Source organism: Oceanobacillus limi, assembly GCF_900111445.1.
GTDB lineage: Bacteria > Bacillota > Bacilli > Bacillales > Amphibacillaceae > Ornithinibacillus > Ornithinibacillus limi.
On sequence record NZ_FOHE01000005.1, the window covers coordinates 162,089 to 180,317 of the forward strand.

Annotated in this window: 13 protein-coding genes; 12 read left to right on the forward strand and 1 reads right to left on the reverse strand. The window is 36.9% G+C overall.

Going from position 1 to position 18,229, the window contains the following annotated elements:
* The first annotated feature begins 20 nt into the window (after nt 1–20).
* The 10 genes from secA to BMX40_RS07615 all read left to right on the forward strand — a co-directional run bounded on the left by secA (nt 21) and on the right by BMX40_RS07615 (nt 13,274).
* Nucleotides 21–2,543, forward strand: a complete 2,523-nt coding sequence (secA, locus tag BMX40_RS07570) for a preprotein translocase subunit SecA (protein ID WP_090868457.1) — start codon at nt 21–23, stop codon at nt 2,541–2,543.
* A gap of 158 nt (nt 2,544–2,701) precedes the next feature.
* Nucleotides 2,702–3,800, forward strand: a protein-coding gene (gene prfB, locus BMX40_RS07575; RefSeq protein WP_139177919.1) for a peptide chain release factor 2 whose coding sequence is annotated in 2 segments (ribosomal slippage) — nt 2,702–2,773 and nt 2,775–3,800 — 1,098 coding nt in all. Because the reading frame shifts where the segments join, the coding sequence is not laid out codon by codon here.
* A gap of 234 nt (nt 3,801–4,034) precedes the next feature.
* Nucleotides 4,035–4,370 carry a cytochrome c551 gene (gene cccB / locus BMX40_RS07580; RefSeq protein WP_090868458.1) on the forward strand — a complete coding sequence of 112 codons (336 nt, stop codon included), beginning with the start codon at nt 4,035–4,037 and terminating at the stop codon, nt 4,368–4,370.
* A 293-nt stretch (nt 4,371–4,663) separates the two neighbouring features.
* Nucleotides 4,664–5,350, forward strand: coding sequence for a cell division ATP-binding protein FtsE (gene ftsE / locus BMX40_RS07585; protein WP_090868460.1), 687 nt, complete (start codon nt 4,664–4,666; stop codon nt 5,348–5,350).
* Entirely contained in the window at nt 5,340–6,233 is an 894-nt protein-coding gene (gene ftsX / locus BMX40_RS07590) for a permease-like cell division protein FtsX (protein WP_090868461.1), read from the forward strand. The genes ftsE and ftsX overlap by 11 nt, the downstream gene beginning before the upstream one ends.
* A gap of 51 nt (nt 6,234–6,284) precedes the next feature.
* A complete protein-coding gene (locus tag BMX40_RS07595; RefSeq protein ID WP_090868463.1) occupies nt 6,285–7,601 on the forward strand; it encodes a murein hydrolase activator EnvC family protein in 1,317 nt (438 codons plus the stop codon).
* A 151-nt stretch (nt 7,602–7,752) separates the two neighbouring features.
* Nucleotides 7,753–9,222, forward strand: coding sequence for a S41 family peptidase (locus BMX40_RS07600; protein ID WP_090868465.1), 1,470 nt, complete (start codon nt 7,753–7,755; stop codon nt 9,220–9,222).
* 163 nt (nt 9,223–9,385) lie between these two features.
* A complete protein-coding gene (locus BMX40_RS07605; protein WP_244513421.1) occupies nt 9,386–10,546 on the forward strand; it encodes a PDZ domain-containing protein in 1,161 nt (386 codons plus the stop codon).
* A gap of 983 nt (nt 10,547–11,529) precedes the next feature.
* Nucleotides 11,530–12,609, forward strand: coding sequence for a multicopper oxidase domain-containing protein (locus BMX40_RS07610; RefSeq protein ID WP_244513423.1), 1,080 nt, complete (start codon nt 11,530–11,532; stop codon nt 12,607–12,609).
* A 119-nt stretch (nt 12,610–12,728) separates the two neighbouring features.
* Nucleotides 12,729–13,274, forward strand: a complete 546-nt coding sequence (locus BMX40_RS07615; protein ID WP_090868470.1) for a YkoP family protein — start codon at nt 12,729–12,731, stop codon at nt 13,272–13,274.
* Here the strand turns inward: BMX40_RS07615 and BMX40_RS07620 are convergent.
* Entirely contained in the window at nt 13,271–14,104 is an 834-nt protein-coding gene (locus BMX40_RS07620) for a metallophosphoesterase (protein WP_090868472.1), read from the reverse strand. The two genes, BMX40_RS07615 and BMX40_RS07620, sit on opposite strands and share 4 nt — an antisense overlap.
* 90 nt (nt 14,105–14,194) lie before the next feature.
* Between BMX40_RS07620 and BMX40_RS07625 the strand changes: the two genes are divergently transcribed.
* Nucleotides 14,195–15,322, forward strand: a complete 1,128-nt coding sequence (locus BMX40_RS07625) for an MGDG synthase family glycosyltransferase (RefSeq protein ID WP_244513425.1) — start codon at nt 14,195–14,197, stop codon at nt 15,320–15,322.
* Between the two features lie 923 nt (nt 15,323–16,245).
* Nucleotides 16,246–18,228, forward strand: a complete 1,983-nt coding sequence (gene uvrB / locus BMX40_RS07630; RefSeq protein ID WP_090868475.1) for an excinuclease ABC subunit UvrB — start codon at nt 16,246–16,248, stop codon at nt 18,226–18,228.
* Nucleotide 18,229 lies beyond the last annotated feature (1 nt).

Below are 18,229 nucleotides of genomic sequence, written 5' to 3' on the forward strand. Positions count from 1 at the left end.
ATTATGAGGAGCGTTCATGTATGGCAGGAATATTAAAAAAAATATTTGGGGATCCAAATCAAAAAGAACTTAAACGAATACAAAAAGTAGTTGATCAGATAGAGTTGCGAGAACCTGAAATGGAAAAGCTATCCGATGATCAGCTAAAACAAAAAACGGATGAATTTAAAGAGCGTTATAATAATGGGGAAAGCTTGGACGATTTACTTGTTGAAGCATATGCAGTCGTACGTGAAGCTTCCAAGCGTGTATTAAATATGCGTCCATTCCCAGTACAGTTAATGGGGGCAATCGCCTTACATCATGGAAATATAGCTGAAATGAAAACAGGGGAAGGTAAAACACTTGCCTCCACAATGCCAGCATATTTAAATGCTTTGTCTGGACAAGGCGTTCACATTATAACGGTTAACGAATACTTAGCTGATCGTGATGCAAAAGAAATGGGTGAGTTATACGAATTTCTTGGACTTACGGTGGGCCTAAATGGAAATGGACTATCTAAGGAAGAAAAAAGAGAAGCATATTATGCTGATATTACGTACGGAACCAATAATGAATTTGGTTTTGATTATTTACGTGACAATATGGTGCTATACAAAGAACAAATGGTACAACGGCCACTAAATTTTGCGATTATTGATGAGGTTGACTCCATTTTAATCGATGAAGCACGTACCCCATTAATTATTTCTGGTTCTGCACAAAAATCGGCTTCTTTATATACTCAAGCAAATGCTTTTGTCGCAACCTTGAAACATGAAGAGGATTATACGTTTGATGAAAAGACAAAAGGAGTACAGCTTTCCGAGGAAGGCATCAATAAAGCAGAACGTTATTTTAATATTGAAAACCTATTCGATTTAAATCATGTATCATTAACACACCATATTAACCAAGCACTAAAAGCGCACGTATCCATGCATCGAGACACGGATTATGTTGTGCAAGATGAAGAAGTTGTGATTGTCGACCAATTTACTGGACGATTAATGAAAGGACGTCGCTATAGTGACGGACTTCATCAGGCGATTGAAGCGAAGGAAGGCTTGAAGATTCAAAATGAAAGCATGACATTGGCATCCATTACATTCCAAAACTTTTTCCGTATGTATAATAAGCTATCCGGTATGACAGGTACAGCAAAAACAGAGGAAGAAGAATTCCGCAATATTTATAACATGGATGTTATTGCCATTCCAACGAATAAACCAGTAGTTCGTGATGACAAAGCTGATATGATCTATAAAACAATGGAAGGAAAATTCCATGCAGCGGTAGACTATATTAAAGACCGCCATCAAGCTGGTCAACCTGTACTTGTGGGTACGGTAGCTGTTGAAACATCAGAGGTTATTTCCCAGCTATTGAAAAAAGCTGGTGTGAAGCATAATGTTCTTAATGCGAAGAACCACTATCGCGAAGCCGAAATCATTGAAAATGCTGGCCAAAAGGGTGCTGTTACAATTGCGACCAACATGGCTGGTCGTGGTACAGATATTAAACTTGGTGAAGGTGTTAAGGAATTGGGTGGTCTCGCTGTTATTGGTACTGAACGTCATGAGTCAAGACGTATTGATAATCAGTTGCGGGGACGTTCTGGACGTCAAGGAGATCCAGGTTTATCGCAATTCTACCTCTCCATGGAAGATGAGTTAATGCGTCGGTTTGGCTCTGATAATTTACGTAATATGATGGATAAGTTAGGTATGGACGATACGCAACCAATAGAAAGTAAGATGGTTTCACGTGCCGTTGAATCTGCGCAAAAACGTGTAGAAGGAAACAACTTTGATGCCCGTAAAACCGTACTTTCTTATGATGACGTATTACGTGAGCAGCGTGAGATCATTTATAAACAACGCTTTGAAGTTATTGACGCAGAAGGCAATGAACTCCGTGAGATTATTGAAAATATGATCGAGTCTAGTTTACAACGAGTGATAGAAACGCATACTCAGGACGAAGATGACGAGAAATGGGATATTCAAGCAATCGTGGAATACCTACATGGAAATCTGCTGGAACAAGAAGATATTGCTGAGTCAGATCTAAAAGGTAAAGAACCAGAGGAAATGATTGGATTAATCATGGATAAGGTTCGTACCCGATATGATCAAAAAGCGGAAGAACTTGATGAGGAGCAAATGCGTGAGTTTGAAAAAGTTATTCTATTGCGTACGGTTGATACGAAGTGGATGGATCACATTGATCAAATGGATCAATTACGACAAGGAATTCATTTACGTGCATATGGACAAAACGATCCATTGCGTGAGTATCAATTAGAAGGCTTCTCGATGTTCGAAGAAATGGTTGCAAGTATTGAAGAAGAAGTTGCGAAGTACATTATGAAAGCACAAATTCGTGACAATCTGAAACGCCAAGCAGTTGTGAAAAATACGCAAGCAGTTTCCGGTGGTGGACAAGAAGAGAAGAAAAAGACGAAGAAGCCTTATGTGAAGAAACAGGATGTAGGTCGAAATGATCCTTGTCCGTGTGGAAGTGGTAAGAAATTTAAAAACTGTCATGGTAGTAATTAGCCGTAATGACATATTGGACACTCCCAAAATCTTGGGGGTGTTTTCAATGACAGTTGAAGTGTGTTCACCTAGAATGCTGACCATGTCACGTGTCTAGGTATGAAGCATAGAAGTAATGTATTTCCTTTAAACAGAATTTAACGTTGAGGTGACTATTTATGGAACTTGCAGAAATTAGAAATGAATTAGATAAAATGAATACGCGTGTAGCGGAATTTAGGGGGTCTCTTTGACTTAGATTCAAAAAATGCACGTATTCAAGAGCTGGAATTAGAAATGACCGAACCGGGTTTTTGGGATGACCAAAATACGGCACAAAAAGTAATTGACGAAGCCAATGGATTAAAAAGTTATGTAAATAAATTTGATGAAATAGCGGAACGGATTGACGATTTAGAGGTCAACTATGAATTGGTAAAAGAAGAAAATGATGAAGAGTTATATGAAGAGCTAAATAACGAAGTTACAGCTGTTCGGCAAGAAATTAATAATTTTGAATTGCAAATGCTATTAAGTGAACCATACGATGCAAATAATGCTATTTTGGAACTTCATCCCGGTGCAGGTGGAACAGAGTCACAAGATTGGGCTAGTATGCTCCTTCGTATGTATCAAAGATGGGCGGATTCAAAAGGATTTTCTGTGGAAACCTTAGATTATTTACCAGGCGATGAAGCAGGAGTTAAAAGTGTTACGTTGCTTATTAAAGGGCATAATGCGTATGGATATTTGAAAGCAGAAAAAGGGGTCCATCGCTTGGTACGCATTTCACCTTTTGATTCTTCGGGACGGCGCCATACATCATTTGCATCTTGTGAAGTGATGCCTGAGCTTTCAGATGATGTAGACATTGAAGTGAGAACGGAAGATATTAAGGTTGATACGTATCGGGCTAGTGGAGCAGGTGGGCAGCATGTTAATACAACAGATTCTGCTGTTCGTATTACCCACCTTCCAACAAATACAGTTGTTACATGTCAAAATGAACGCTCCCAGATTAAAAATAGAGAAGCAGCCATGAAAATGTTAAAAGCAAAGTTATATCAGCTCGAAATTGAAAGGCAACAGCAAGAGCTAGCTGATATTCGTGGAGAGCAAAAAGAAATTGGTTGGGGAAGTCAAATTCGTTCCTATGTATTCCATCCGTACTCTATGGTTAAAGATCATCGCACAAATATGGAAATTGGGAATACACAAGGGGTAATGGATGGAGATTTAGATCCATTTATCGATGCTTATTTACGATTGAAAATGTGATTAATGTCACGCTTTTAAAAAACGTTGGATTCCTTGCGTAACAAGGGATTCAGCGTTTTTTTGTGTTTGAGATAATTTCATGAATTTGCCACAATTTGCTAAAATCATTGGCACGCCTGGTTTTAGCATTCTCAACAGCAAAATAGTTGCTTAACACGTGGTTTTATTATTTTTTTAATGGGTTATAATAAACATGATAGATGATTTATACAAATTTTGTTAGGGGGATTTAACATGAAAAAATGGCTGTTTGCAATTTTATTTGGTTCTGCCCTCGTGCTTGGGGCATGTGGTGGAGATGATGATGGAGCAGACTCAGGTGGTAATGGAGATGGTGGAGAAACAACCGAAGCTTCTGCTGCTGAAGAGGTTTATCAACAAAACTGTTCCGCATGTCATGGCGCAGACTTATCCGGTGGAGCTGGTAAAGACTTAACTGCAATTGGATCAAAATATTCTGCAGAAGAAATTGAAGAGATTATCCACGAAGGTATTGGTACAATGCAGCCGCAAAACGTTGATCCTGAAGATGCTGAAACACTTGCAAATTGGTTAGCAGAAAAGAAATAAAGTTTTAGAAAAAGTTTGATCTCACACGGATCAAGCTTTTTTTTTCTATTCAGGTGATCCCCCTTATTTTTGAAAGAATATACGAAGTACTATACAAGTACAAATTCTACTTAATATTGACGTAATATTACAAAACAACCCAATGTTAACTCCGATGAAATATAATTGTAATAATTTTATGTCTAAAAATATTGCTGAAAAATGTTATAATGTAAAAGAACTTTTTTATATGGGCTAAAGTACTACTTAGTCTCTGCATGAATAAACATATCAAATAATAAAGGTGAGTTTACATGATAATAATGAAAGATGTATATAAAACGTATCCCAATGGGGTAACGGCTTTAAATGGAATTTCAGTTGATATAAATCAAGGTGAATTTGTATATATAGTTGGTCCAAGTGGAGCAGGAAAATCGACTTTTGTTAAATTAATGTATCGCGAAGTCGAACCTACCCGTGGACAACTCATGATTAATAATATGGATTTAAGTGATTTAAAAGAAAAGAATGTCCCTCATTTTCGTCGAGAAATAGGCGTTATCTTTCAGGACTTTAAATTACTTTCCAAGCTATCAGTCTATGAAAATATTGCTTTTGCTTTAGAAGTAATCGAAGAATCCCCTAAAAATATTCGTAAGCGTGTTATGGATGTATTGGATTTAGTTGGATTGAAAAATAAAGCCCGTTTTTTACCTGATGAGTTATCTGGTGGTGAACAACAGCGTGTGTCCATTGCCCGTGCAATCGTTAACCATCCAAAGATTGTTATTGCGGACGAGCCTACTGGAAACTTAGATCCAGAGACGTCATGGGAAATAATGAAAGTGTTTGAAGAGATTAATGCTAGAGGTACAACAATTTTGATGGCTACACATTCTAAAGAAATTGTTAACTCCATAAAAAAGCGCGTTATTGCAATTGAAGATGGTTTGATTGTAAGAGACCAACACCGAGGTGAATACGGTTATGAAAGCTAGAACATTAAAAAGACATCTACGTGAAAGTATAAAAAACCTATTCCGTAACGGATGGATGACGGTTGCATCTGCAGGAGCTGTTACAGTCACATTGGTTTTGGTAGGAGCATTCTTGGCAATTATGTTAAACCTAAACCATATGGCTACTAAAATTGAAGACGATGTAGTGATCAAGGCTATGATCGACACAACAGCTGATGATGAACAAATTAAAACGTTAAAAGAAGAAATTGAGGACTTACAAAAAGTAGATACGGTTATATTTTCTTCTAAAGATGAGGAATTAAAAAGCTTAATTGAAGGTATGGGTGAAAGTGGAGAGTCGTGGGAATTATTCGAACAAGAAAATCCATTAAGTCATGCGTACATTATTCGAGCTATTGATCCACAGGACACAGAAATTATTGCCGATCAAATTAGTGCGTTTAATCATGTCGAGGAAGTTTCTTATGGACAAGAAGTCGTCCGTAATCTTTTCACGTTTAATAACTATGCGAGAACGATTGGATTTGTATTAATTGTAGGGCTAGTATTAACGGCTGCTTTCCTTATATCAAACACGATCAAGCTTACAATAATGGCCCGTAGTAAAGAAATTGGAATTATGAAGTTGGTAGGAGCAACAAACGGGTTTATTCGTTGGCCATTCTTCATTGAAGGAATGTTACTGGGAGTATTAGGGTCGATTATTCCAATAGTAGGTATTCTGACTGGCTATAAATTCTTTGAAAATAGTATATCAGAAATTAGCGCTATAGGATTCGTAGATTTACTACAATATAATCCATTTGCATGGCAGCTTTCCTTCATTATTCTAGGAATTGGAGCGTTGATCGGAATTTGGGGAAGTGTCATGAGTGTACGTAAATTCTTAAAAGTTTAGTAATGAATTAGAACAGAGTCAAAGTTGATTCGTTGAGAGGGGAATGATGGGATGAAGAAATTATTACCTTTTTTGCTTATTGCAGCATTAGTATTGTCTGCATCAAATATTCATGGTGATCTTGTTTCGGCTGAATCAAAAAACTTAGATGAGCTTAAAAAAGAGAAGTCGGAAATTGAAAAAAAACAGAAAGACTTAGAAAGTGAAAAAAGCGATACGGAAAAGAAGCTAGAAGAAAATAAAGAAAAGCAAAATTCGGTTCAAAGTGATATTAACTCGCTGGATCAGCAATTAGCGGACACACAGGCTTCTATTCAATCAAAACAAAGTGAAATTGATGATACAAATAAGGAAATTGATGATTTAGGAAATAAAATCGAAGAGCTTAAGGAAGAAATTGAAGAGTTAAAAGAAGAGATTAAGGAATTAGAAGAAAAGATAGAGAAGCGGGAAGCTTTACTCAAGGACCGCTTACGTGCGATCCAAAAAAATGGTGGTACGATGAGATATATAGAAGTATTGCTAGGCTCTAGTAGTTTTGCAGATTTTATTAGTCGAACTGCGGCTGTTAATGTGATGATGGACCAAGATAAAGCAATCATGGAATCATTAAATGAAGATCGTATCACAGTTGAAAATAAAAAAACTCAGGTCGAAGATAATAAAACAGAAGTAGAAGCAAAGAAAGTAGAAGTAGAAGATAAAAAGCTTGCATTAGAGAATCAAAAAGAAGAACTAGTGGCGCTACAGGGACAACTTGATCAACAAATGGCTGAAAAAGAATCACTAATGGCTCAGCTAGAAGAAGAGCATGAGCACTTAGAAGAAATTGAACTTACACTAGAAGAGGAACAAGAAATTCTACGAGCAGAAGCTTCTGCAAAGCAAAAAGCAATTGCAATGGCAGAACGTGAGTTAGAACAATTGAACAAAAATGATAATGAACAAGCTAGTTCAGGAAATCCAAATGGAATTTTTATTCACCCAGCAAATGGTAGAATTTCATCTCAATTTGGAATGAGATATCACCCAATTAAACATGTAAACAAATTACACTCAGGAACTGATTTTGCTGTAGGAACAGGAACTGCGTTGAAAGCTCCTGCTGATGGAGTAGTTAGTCGTGCAGCGTGGGTCGGTGGTTTTGGAAATGCCATTTTCATTTCACATTACATTGATGGTCAAAGCTATACGACCGTATCGGCACATCTGAGCAGTATGTCAGTTTCACCTGGACAAGAAGTGAAACAAGGACAAGTCATTGGAAGAACAGGTAATACAGGAAATTCAACTGGACCACACCTTCATTTTGAGGTACATATTGGAGGATATGGTAATCCAGTAGATCCGATGAAATATTTGCGTTAAGTTGAAAAGGCATCCCCTTCACTGGGTGTGATGCCTTTTTTCATACTTATGTATAAATAAATAAGTTAAATCCATAGTCAACTTAAGCATATAGTGGTATGCTTTTTTATATTACATAAAATGTACTAAACATAATTTTTGGGGTGAAAACATGAAATTAAAATTAGCACATATTATCCTTATTCTAGTTGCGGCCTTAGCTTTGGGTTTTGCCGGTGGGTATACAGGTGTTCAAATGGCTGCTTCTAATCAGGATGAACCAAATGAAACAGAATCTCCTGTTGAAGATGAGGAGAACGCTGAGGTTGAAATTTCAAACGAGTCACCACAGCATATGTCTAAGGTAGTCCAAGCATTTAACATTATCCAAGAAAATTATTTGGAAGAAGTGGAAGACCAACAACTAATTGAAGGTGCGATTCAGGGAATGCTGGCGACATTAGAAGACCCATATAGTACTTATATGGACGTTGAAATGATGAAGGAATTTGATGAACAAATTGAATCTTCCTTTGAAGGTATAGGTGCAGAGGTTAGTATGGTTAATGGAAATGTAACGATCGTTGCTCCGATTAAAGATTCCCCTGCAGAGACAGCTGGATTAAGGCCAAATGATCAGATATTAGAAGTTGACGGCGAATCATTAGAAGGTTTAGATTTAAATGAAGCTGTAGCTAAAATACGTGGCGAAAAAGGGTCAGAGGTAATCATTACGATCATGCGACCAGGTGCATCGGAAGCATTTGATATTCCAATTATTCGTGATACGATTCCAGTTGATACGGTTTATTCAGAAATGAAAACGGTAGATGGTAAAGAAACGGGAATTATTGAAATTACGAATTTTTCTGAGAACACATCTGCTGAGTTTGCTGAACAACTACAGCAATTAGAGGATGATGGAATGGAAGGATTAGTAATTGATGTGCGTGGTAATCCAGGGGGATTGTTAAATTCAGTTGAAGAAATTCTAGGTCTTTTTGTGCCAAAAGATATTCCATATGTGCAAATAGAAGATAGAGATGGAAATAAGTCTCCATATCATTCTAATTTAGATAAGAAAAAAGATTATCCAATAAATGTTATTGTCAATGAGGGCAGTGCTTCTGCATCGGAAATTTTAGCAGTTGCGATGAAAGAAGCTGGCTATGATGTCATAGGGACTACTTCTTTCGGTAAAGGAACCGTCCAGCAAGCAGTTCCTCTAGGAGATGGTAGTACTGTAAAACTTACATTTTTCAAGTGGTTATCACCTGAAGGAAACTGGATTCACGAAGAAGGGGTTGAACCTACAGTGGAGACAGAGCAGCCGGATTATTTCTATACAAATCCAGTTCAATTAGATGATGGTGAAACCTTAGGTTATGACCAATCCGATAATAAAATAGAAAACATTCAGAAGATGTTGGATGGATTAGGCTATAATCTGGAAAGAACAGACGGTTATTTTGATAAGTCAACAGAGGATGCTGTAAGCAAGTTTCAGCAAGAAAATGATTTAACTGATACGGGTGAGGTTGACCAAGAAACAGCTAGTATGATTGAATATCAAGTAGTTGAAACCATTCGTGAAGGTAAGGATGACTTGCAGTTAGAAAAAGCGTTAGAAGTCCTTTATTAATAATCGATGTAAATCCGTGAGTTCGTAACTCACGGATTTTTCACTGTTTTTACATAGATAGGCAGGAGAAATATAGTCACATAACGAATATATATGGATATGGATAATTAGATAAAGAATAGCTGCAACGTGGTGGAGTGTGATCGTAATGGTGGAATCTTGGTTGATAGAAGTTGTAAAAGGTATTGGTAGGGTATTTTTAAACCCTTTATTATATTGGGTATTCTTGTTGATGACCTTGGTTGGATATCGAAGAATTAAACGAGACAGATTAAATTTTGGCGTTAAGGTATTTAATTTGTTTTCGGAGTGGAAGGATACATGGCTTGCCTCCATGTTGTTTGGTTTATTTATATCCCTCCTCATGGTTGGAGTTGGTTTTGTCTTTTCCTATGAAACGTTAATTTTACTAAGTGTAGTCGTAATCTTGTTAAGCCTTTTTTTACGGTTTGGATTATTATCAGCTAGTTATTCAATTGGTATTACCTATCTATTATTACTGTTAATGCCAACAGTAATGGAGTATCAAACCTTAATTAATAAAGGTTTATTTTCCGAAGCAAATTTTACAGGCTTGAGTATTTTAATGGGACTGTTTTTAATTTTTGAAGCGCAACAACTTCGGAAAACGGATCGAAATGAAACTTTTCCGGAACTAATACGAAGTAGCCGCGGTGCTTGGATAGGCCAACATCGGATTAAAAAGCTTTCCGTAATTCCATTTTTTACTTTAGTACCCGCTGGATTGATTACACCTTTTGCTCCCTACTGGCCATATATTACTATTGGGGGAGAAGCATATAGTTTAATCTTAATCCCATTTCTCATCGGTTTTGAACACTTGGTGAAGGGGAGCCTGCCACATGAAGCTGGGGTTAGGATTGCAAAAGCGGTATTTGTACTAGCATTGCTTGTCACAGCTATTGCAATAGGAAGTGTTTTTATTTCCTGGTTATCTATTGTAGCCATCGTTGTTGGAATCATCGGTAGAGAAATAATTAATTATCGACATCGTATTCAAGACAATGGCAATCAACCTTATTTTCGTCAAGTGGATAATGGATTACAAATTCTTTCCATTATCCCTGGTTCACCTGCAGATCGCTTAAATATATTAATTGGAGAAATGATAACCAAAGTAAATGGACAAAAAGTATCTACAGAAAAACAGTTTTATGAAGCATTACAAGAAACGGGTGCGTTTTTTAAAATGGAAGTAATTGATGATGCTGGTGAAGTGCGTTTTGTACAGAGTGCCTTGTATGAAGGAGATCATCATGAGTTAGGCCTTATCTTTATTACGAAACCGTATCGTAATAAATAGTACTTTTTGCAAGGACGATAGTATATTATCAAAGAATAATCCGAACTATGTTTTATCCTTACTTAGGATTGAATTAGTTCGGGATTTTTTGTTTTACGTAGGTGGTGTAGATAATATATAATGCGACGTAATTTATCAAATTCTATTGTTCAAAATTTATGAGGTAACGTGGCTATTAACACCGCTACGGAAATACACTACGCTTTCCGTGGGCTTGCGCTGAGCCTCCTCGTTCGCAAAACAAGTGCGCCTGTGTCTTCCAGTAACTCTTTGTAGCAGGCTTCCTCAGCGCAAGGGAACAAAGAAGTTTATTCAAGTAGTACCCTCGCTCACTGTGGGGACTCATCGTCTTCGCTTTCCCACAGGACAAAGAAAGCTTCGTCAGCGACACATCGCACGTAGAAAAAGTGTCTTCTTTTTCAAGGAGTCTCCATGTATTTCCTTCGCTATAGCGGCTTGGTAATTATCATAAAGTCATAGAGTTCATGATTTTTCTTCCTCTGAAATATGAACCACTACAACAGCGGAGTATTCTGTCGTAGCGAAATTTTTAGCACTCTCGAAAGATGGAAAAGGAAGGAGGTTTTACTAAAAGTTTACGTCGCATCATCGATTAAATATGAATCATCTAGCCATTTTTAATTTTAAACCTGCACGTACCTATCAGTAAGCCCAATTGATTGAAGGTTAACTATGTAAGTCAGTGTCTTTAGAATGGATCGCAACTCAAAATGTGAACATTTCACATAATTATGAGAAAAAACAAGTTCTGCAAACCAGTTATTTCCACTATTAATACCGTAATAACCTTGATAAAAATGTGTATATTGTGTGTCAAAGATTGTTCATAATTGCACATGAATTAAGTGAGCCAAATCACGGGTGCGAAAGCGGTATCAACTTAAAATTGAATTAAAGATAAGTGGTATGTTAAAAGAGTGGATTCGATAAAACTTATCTAATAAATTGATGAGGTGAGTGTTATGTTTAACAAGTTTCTCTCACGAATGGTATTAGTAGGTTTAAGTGGAACAGTTTTATTATTAGCAGCATGTGCTGATGAAACAGAAGAATCTAAGCAAGAGATATCACCAAAAGAAGATGCAGTGGAAACAGTAAGTGCAGAAGAGAAAGACCCTGAGGTAATTGGAGCACATAAGAATTTAAATGATGCAGCAGTTCCTTTAGAGATGGAACGGAAAGGTTCAGATGTTTATATTAAAATGACCTCCCAAATTACAGACATCGAAATCGAGAAAGGTTATAACTATAAGGCGTGGACCTTTAATGGGGAAGCTCCCGGTCCGTTAGTGGTCGTAAATGAGGGGGATACCATTCATTTTACACTTGAAAATTTAGACCCGGCTATTCCTCACAGTATGGACTTTCATGCAGTACACACTGCTCCAGATAAAGGATTTGCGGATGTTATGCCGAATGAGGAAGGAACTTTTACGTATCAAGCTTCCAAGCCAGGAGTATTTATGTATCATTGTGGAACTGATCCCGTTTTATCGCATATTGCTAACGGAATGCATGGAGTGATCATCGTTCAACCAAACGATGGATACCCGACAGATGATGAAGTAGATAGAGAGTATGCTATCATTCAAAACGAGTGGTATCGTTATAATGATCTAGACGATATGACAAATGGTGTACCTTCCCAAGTAGTTTTCTCAACAAAAGCTTTAGATGAAGGGCAACCAAATACGAATGGAACAGTTACCGCAGTGAAAAATGAACCACTTTTAGCAAAAGTTGGTGATAAGGTTCGTTTATTCGTTAACAATGTGGGACCAAATGAAGTAAGCAGTTTTCATGTTGTTGGAACGATATTTGATGATGTTTATATTGATGGAAACCCCGCAAATCATATGGAAGGAATGCAAACGGTCATGCTACCTGCAAGTGGTGGAGCAGTTGTTGAGTTTACGGTAAAAGAAGAAGGAGTTTATCCATTTGTTACCCATCAATTTAATCATGCTACAAAAGGTGCAGTAGGATATATTAAAGTAACCGCAGATGGAAAAGACGATGGCTCAGAAGTTGGTGGGCAATAATCAAAAGCGTACTTTGATTCTTTTTATGAATCAGAGCACGCTTTTTAACTTATTTTGTAAATATTTTTGTATCAATTTAACCAAACTACTAATGGATAAACTCGTGAAAGGAAATGACAATGAAGAGCTATCTATTAGGTGTGTGGAATACAATTGATCCCATTTATTATACATTAACAAGATTAAACTATCTTCCAAACTCCGATGAGAAACCTTGTGTTTTTCGAGTGCGATTAACACGCTATAAAGGATCGACGGTTACATTGGAAGATGGTACAACCATTCATAAAAATGATCTTTTGCTAAAAATACATTTACACAATGTTCGCATCTTAAATGAAATACAGTCCGTTAACAGTGAAGTAAGACGAGCAGTATTTATCTATCATATGGTAAAGCGTTCGCTCCCTACTTTAGCTCAATATGTCCACTTACACCCTAAGAATGAGGATATAAAAGGTGTGATAGGGATTACTACCTTGCATAAAGGTGTAGAGCATTTAGGGTTCGAAGTGTTTGGAATAAAAAATCAATATTATCGCTTGTATAAAAAACTAACTTTTACACCAATAAACCTTCTAGCAAGTACTTCCCAACATGGTGAGCCTGCTTATCTATTCATGTCTAAAAATGACTTAATCAAAAAGTATGCAACGAATAATTAAGCACTTTTCGATTGGATGGCAACGTCATGGAATGTAATTTCCGGACGACTTCCTATACGAATATTTACGCCAGTTTGACCAAGGCCTTCACTAATATAAAATGGTGAATTGTTATGCATGTGTAATCCTTTAATAATGTTGTTGCGAGCAAGTTTCCCCATCTTTACGAGGTGATATGCTTTTGGATAACAGATTTGGCCACCATGGAAATGTCCTGCGAGTAAATAATCAAAATGATAATCATTCATCTCTAGTACTACGTTTGGATCATGTGTTAGTACGATATTCATACCTTCCTGTACGTTTTGGTATGACAAAGGTAAATTGCTTCGATTCGTGCTATAGTCATCGATGCCAATAATATTAATAACTTGTCCATTGATCTCAATTGTTTCACTAGCATTCTGGAGTACATGACAATCATATTTTGTTAATAGGTTTTTAAGTGTATTTAAGTCATCATTTTTTAACACATAATCATGGTTACCTAGGACAGCATAAATTCCATGAGGTGGTTTTAACGCTTGTAACACTTCTAAATAAGCTACAAGCTTGGGCAGTGTACGCTTTCGGTCTAAAAAGTCGCCTGTTAAAGCAATCATATCAGGTTTTTCATTTTTAATTTTATTTGCTAGTTCAGTTGGCGTAATTGAGATGTTTTCTAAATGTAAGTCAGATAGTTGAAGAATTGAAAATGATGGATTTGATGGTGATGATGAAGTATTTGATTCTATTTTAATTTTAGTTATCTTAATATCTTTTGTATTTTTGTTTGCTTTATATATCAAATATCCTAAAAGGATAACGAGTATAGTGTATAAAATATACATTTTTGTATCTCCTCCCCAAAACGGATTATAACATGGTTTATTCATCGATATCATTGGTAAATGAAGGGAGTAATATTGCCTAACAGCAAGATGGAGTTGAACATCATGGAACAACAGCTAAAGCAAGATGCGTTATTTTTGCCATTTATGCAAATCCCCACAGGACACCATCATGTTGCGGATGCACTAATGGAAGATTTAATGAGTTACATGGATACTGTTCGGTGTAATAAAATTGATATTCTGTCTTATAGTTATGGCAAAATGGAAACCGTTGTTTCAAGCACTTATTTACGTTGGATAAAGAATCTTCCTAATGCATACCATTGGATTTACGATCAAATGGCGTATAAAAAAGCAGATAAAAGAAATCGTAACTATCTTTATGAACTACTATTTATTAATTTTTTTAAACGGCTTTTAAAAGAGCATGAGCCAAGAATTCTATTTTGTACACATGCATTACCATCTAATATTGCTAGCGTGTTAAAACAAAAAGGAAAATTACAGGCTACCATTGTAAATGTATACACGGATTACTTTGTAAATCGAGTATGGGGTATAGAAGGAGTTGATTATCATTTCGTCCCATCTGTTGAGGTGAAGAAATTTCTCCAAAAGCTCGGTGTCGACGAAAAACGTATTTATGTTACAGGGATACCCGTACATCGGGAATTTAACAATACAACTCAAATGAAAGAGAAGAATCCTAACGAGTTACAGGTTTTGGTAACAGGCGGAAGCTTAGGGGTTGGAGGATTAGAGAAGATATTAAGTGAACCCTCCGAAGCGATGCACTATTATGTTTTGTGTGGGAAGAATACATCACTTTACAAGCAATTAAAGGCAACGAATCGTATGGATGTAACACCAATTCCATATATCGAGCGAAAACAGGAAATGAATGCCTATTATAATCAGGTAGATGCTGTAATTACAAAGCCTGGTGGGGTAACCATCAGTGAATGTCTGATAAAGCGGAAGCCTATATTTGTATGTAATGCATTACCTGGTCAAGAAAAAATTAATGAACAACAGTTAAAGCGGTTGGGTGTTGTACAACCTGTAACGTGTGAATCGGCGAAAGACGAAATCAAAGCATTTTTCTCTGATGTGGATAAACAAAAAGGATATCATCGTACCGTGGACCATTATCATCAGCAACTCGAAAACAGGTCAATGGTCGAAATACTAGAAGAAATATTCCCTTTTGCATAGCAACTACAAATATGTAGTTGTTTTTTCTTCTGTTCAAAAACGTTGATTTCGCAAACACATAAAAGGGTAGAATGGGGATAAAGGACTTTGGATAAGAATGTCTAGGAAAGTTGCTTATTTAAATGCGTAGTAGATGTATTATGCAACATAAAAAATGTATTCAAAAATGAAGTTGATGGTGGAATACGTAATCCGTCAATGGGAAAGCAGGATTCATTTGACCACCATTGGGTCGAAATAGCGGAATCACGATCCTCATCAATGACGAAGTGGAACCTCATTCCGCTAAATGGTTGATATCATTCATTTGGAGCATGGTTTTGGTTCCTCATTCTTTTATCCACCTATATTTAGTAACATTCACACTGATTTATGACTGATAGAGGAAAGAGAATCCTCATTAACCTAGTTTTGGCGGTATTTTTGTGATTTAGCGGAACTACGATCCTCCTAAATAACGAGGTGGTTCCTCATTCCGCTAAATGGCCGATATCATTCATTTGGAGCATGGTTTTGGTTCCTCATTCCTTTATTCACCTATTTTTAGTAAAATTCACACTGATTTATGGCTCATAGAGGAATGAGGATCCTCATACACCTAGTTATTGCGGTATTTTTGTGATTTAGCGGAACCACGATCCTCATCAAAAACGAGGTGGTTCCTCATTCCTTTATATATTGGCTCAGGTAATCCGCGGAAAGCGAAGTATTCTACCGATAGCGGTTTTTACCGCTAATAGGTAAAGTAGTACCAATTTCCAACATAATGTTACGTCGCATTATATACGTTATCTGCAATAAATCATGAAAAAGAACTTTTTAATAAAGTACAAACAAAAAAATCGAATATTCGTTCGTATTTATGTTAAAATGGAATAAAATTTGGTAAACTAGTTGGTAAATGTAGGAACGGAGGAAGGTACGTGGAAAATACGTTTGAACTAGTGGCAAATTATGAGCCACGTGGAGATCAACCGAAAGCAATAAAGGAACTTGTTGAAAAAGTATTAGCTGGTCAACGACATCAAACATTGCTTGGTGCAACAGGGACAGGGAAGACGTTCACCGTCTCAAATGTCGTAAAAGAAATCAATCGACCAACCTTAGTGATTGCTCATAATAAGACATTGGCCGGTCAGCTGTATAGCGAATTCAAAGAGTTCTTTCCAAATAACGCAGTAGAATACTTTGTAAGTTACTATGACTATTACCAACCAGAAGCTTATGTACCATCGACAGATACGTTTATCGAGAAAGATGCAAGTATTAATGATGAAATTGATAAGTTGCGACACTCTGCTACATCGGCACTATTCGAACGGAACGATGTACTGATTGTCGCAAGTGTTTCTTGTATATATGGCTTAGGTTCTCCAGAAGAATACCGTAGCCAAGTTCTTTCCCTTCGTATGGGAATGGAAAAAGACCGTGATCAATTGTTACGAGAGCTCGTAGACATTCAATATGCTCGTAACGATATGAATTTTCAGCGTGGGACATTTCGCGTGCGGGGAGATTCTGTAGAGATCATACCAGCATCAAGAGAAGAGCATTGTATTCGGGTTGAGTTTTTTGGTGATGAAATTGACCGTATACGGGAAGTGGATGCACTAACAGGAGAGGTTATTGGGGACCGAGAGCATATTGCAATTTTCCCAGCATCTCACTTCGTAACCAGAGAAGAAAAAATGAAAATAGCTATTGCAAATATCGAAAAAGAATTGGAAGAACGGGTAAAAGAACTTCGTGACGATAATAAACTTTTAGAGGCACAGCGGATCGAACAGCGAACCAATTACGATATTGAAATGATGAAAGAAATGGGATTCTGTTCAGGAATTGAAAATTATTCGAGGCATTTAACATTACGTAAGCAAGGTGCAACACCGTATACACTGCTCGATTTCTTTCCAGAAGATTATTTAGTTGTTGTAGACGAGTCTCATGTTACACTTCCACAAATACGAGGAATGTATAACGGTGACCAAGCCCGCAAACAAGTTCTAGTGGATCATGGGTTTCGCTTGCCGTCTGCTTTGGATAACCGTCCACTTAAATTTGATGAATTTGAACAAAAGACAAACCAATTAATTTATGTTTCGGCAACTCCAGGCCCATATGAAATGGAACACTCTCCGAAGATGACTGAACAAATTATTCGTCCAACTGGATTATTGGATCCGAAAGTTGATGTTCGTCCAATTGAAGGGCAAATTGATGACTTAATTGGTGAAATCAACAAACGAACAGATCGCAATGAACGTGTTCTTGTTACGACTTTAACGAAAAAGATGTCGGAGGATCTAACGGATTATCTAAAGGAACTTGGTATCAAAGTGGCTTATTTACATTCTGAAATTAAAACACTAGAACGGATTGAAGTAATTCGAGATTTAAGAGTAGGTAAGTATGACGTATTGATTGGAATAAACCTATTACGTGAAGGGTTAGATATCCCTGAGGTTTCATTAGTAGCAATCTTAGATGCAGATAAGGAAGGCTTCTTACGCTCCGAACGTTCCCTAATCCAAACAATGGGAAGAGCGGCACGTAATGAAAATGGAGAAGTCATTATGTATGCAGATAAGATTACCCGATCTATGGAAGTCGCAATAGATGAAACCACTCGCCGTCGTGAAAAACAAATGGCTTATAATGAAGAACATAATATTACACCGAAAACGATTAAAAAAGATGTTCGTGAAGTAATTCGAGCAACCATTGCAGCAGAAGATACGGAAGAATATGATTCTAAAACAAAGAGCATTGCAAAGTTAAACAAAGCAGAAAGAGAAAAAGTAATCGAAGATATGGAAAAAGAAATGCGAGAAGCTGCAAAGGCGCTTGATTTTGAAAGAGCAGCTGAGCTTCGTGATATAATTCTTGAACTTAAAGTGGAAGGATGAC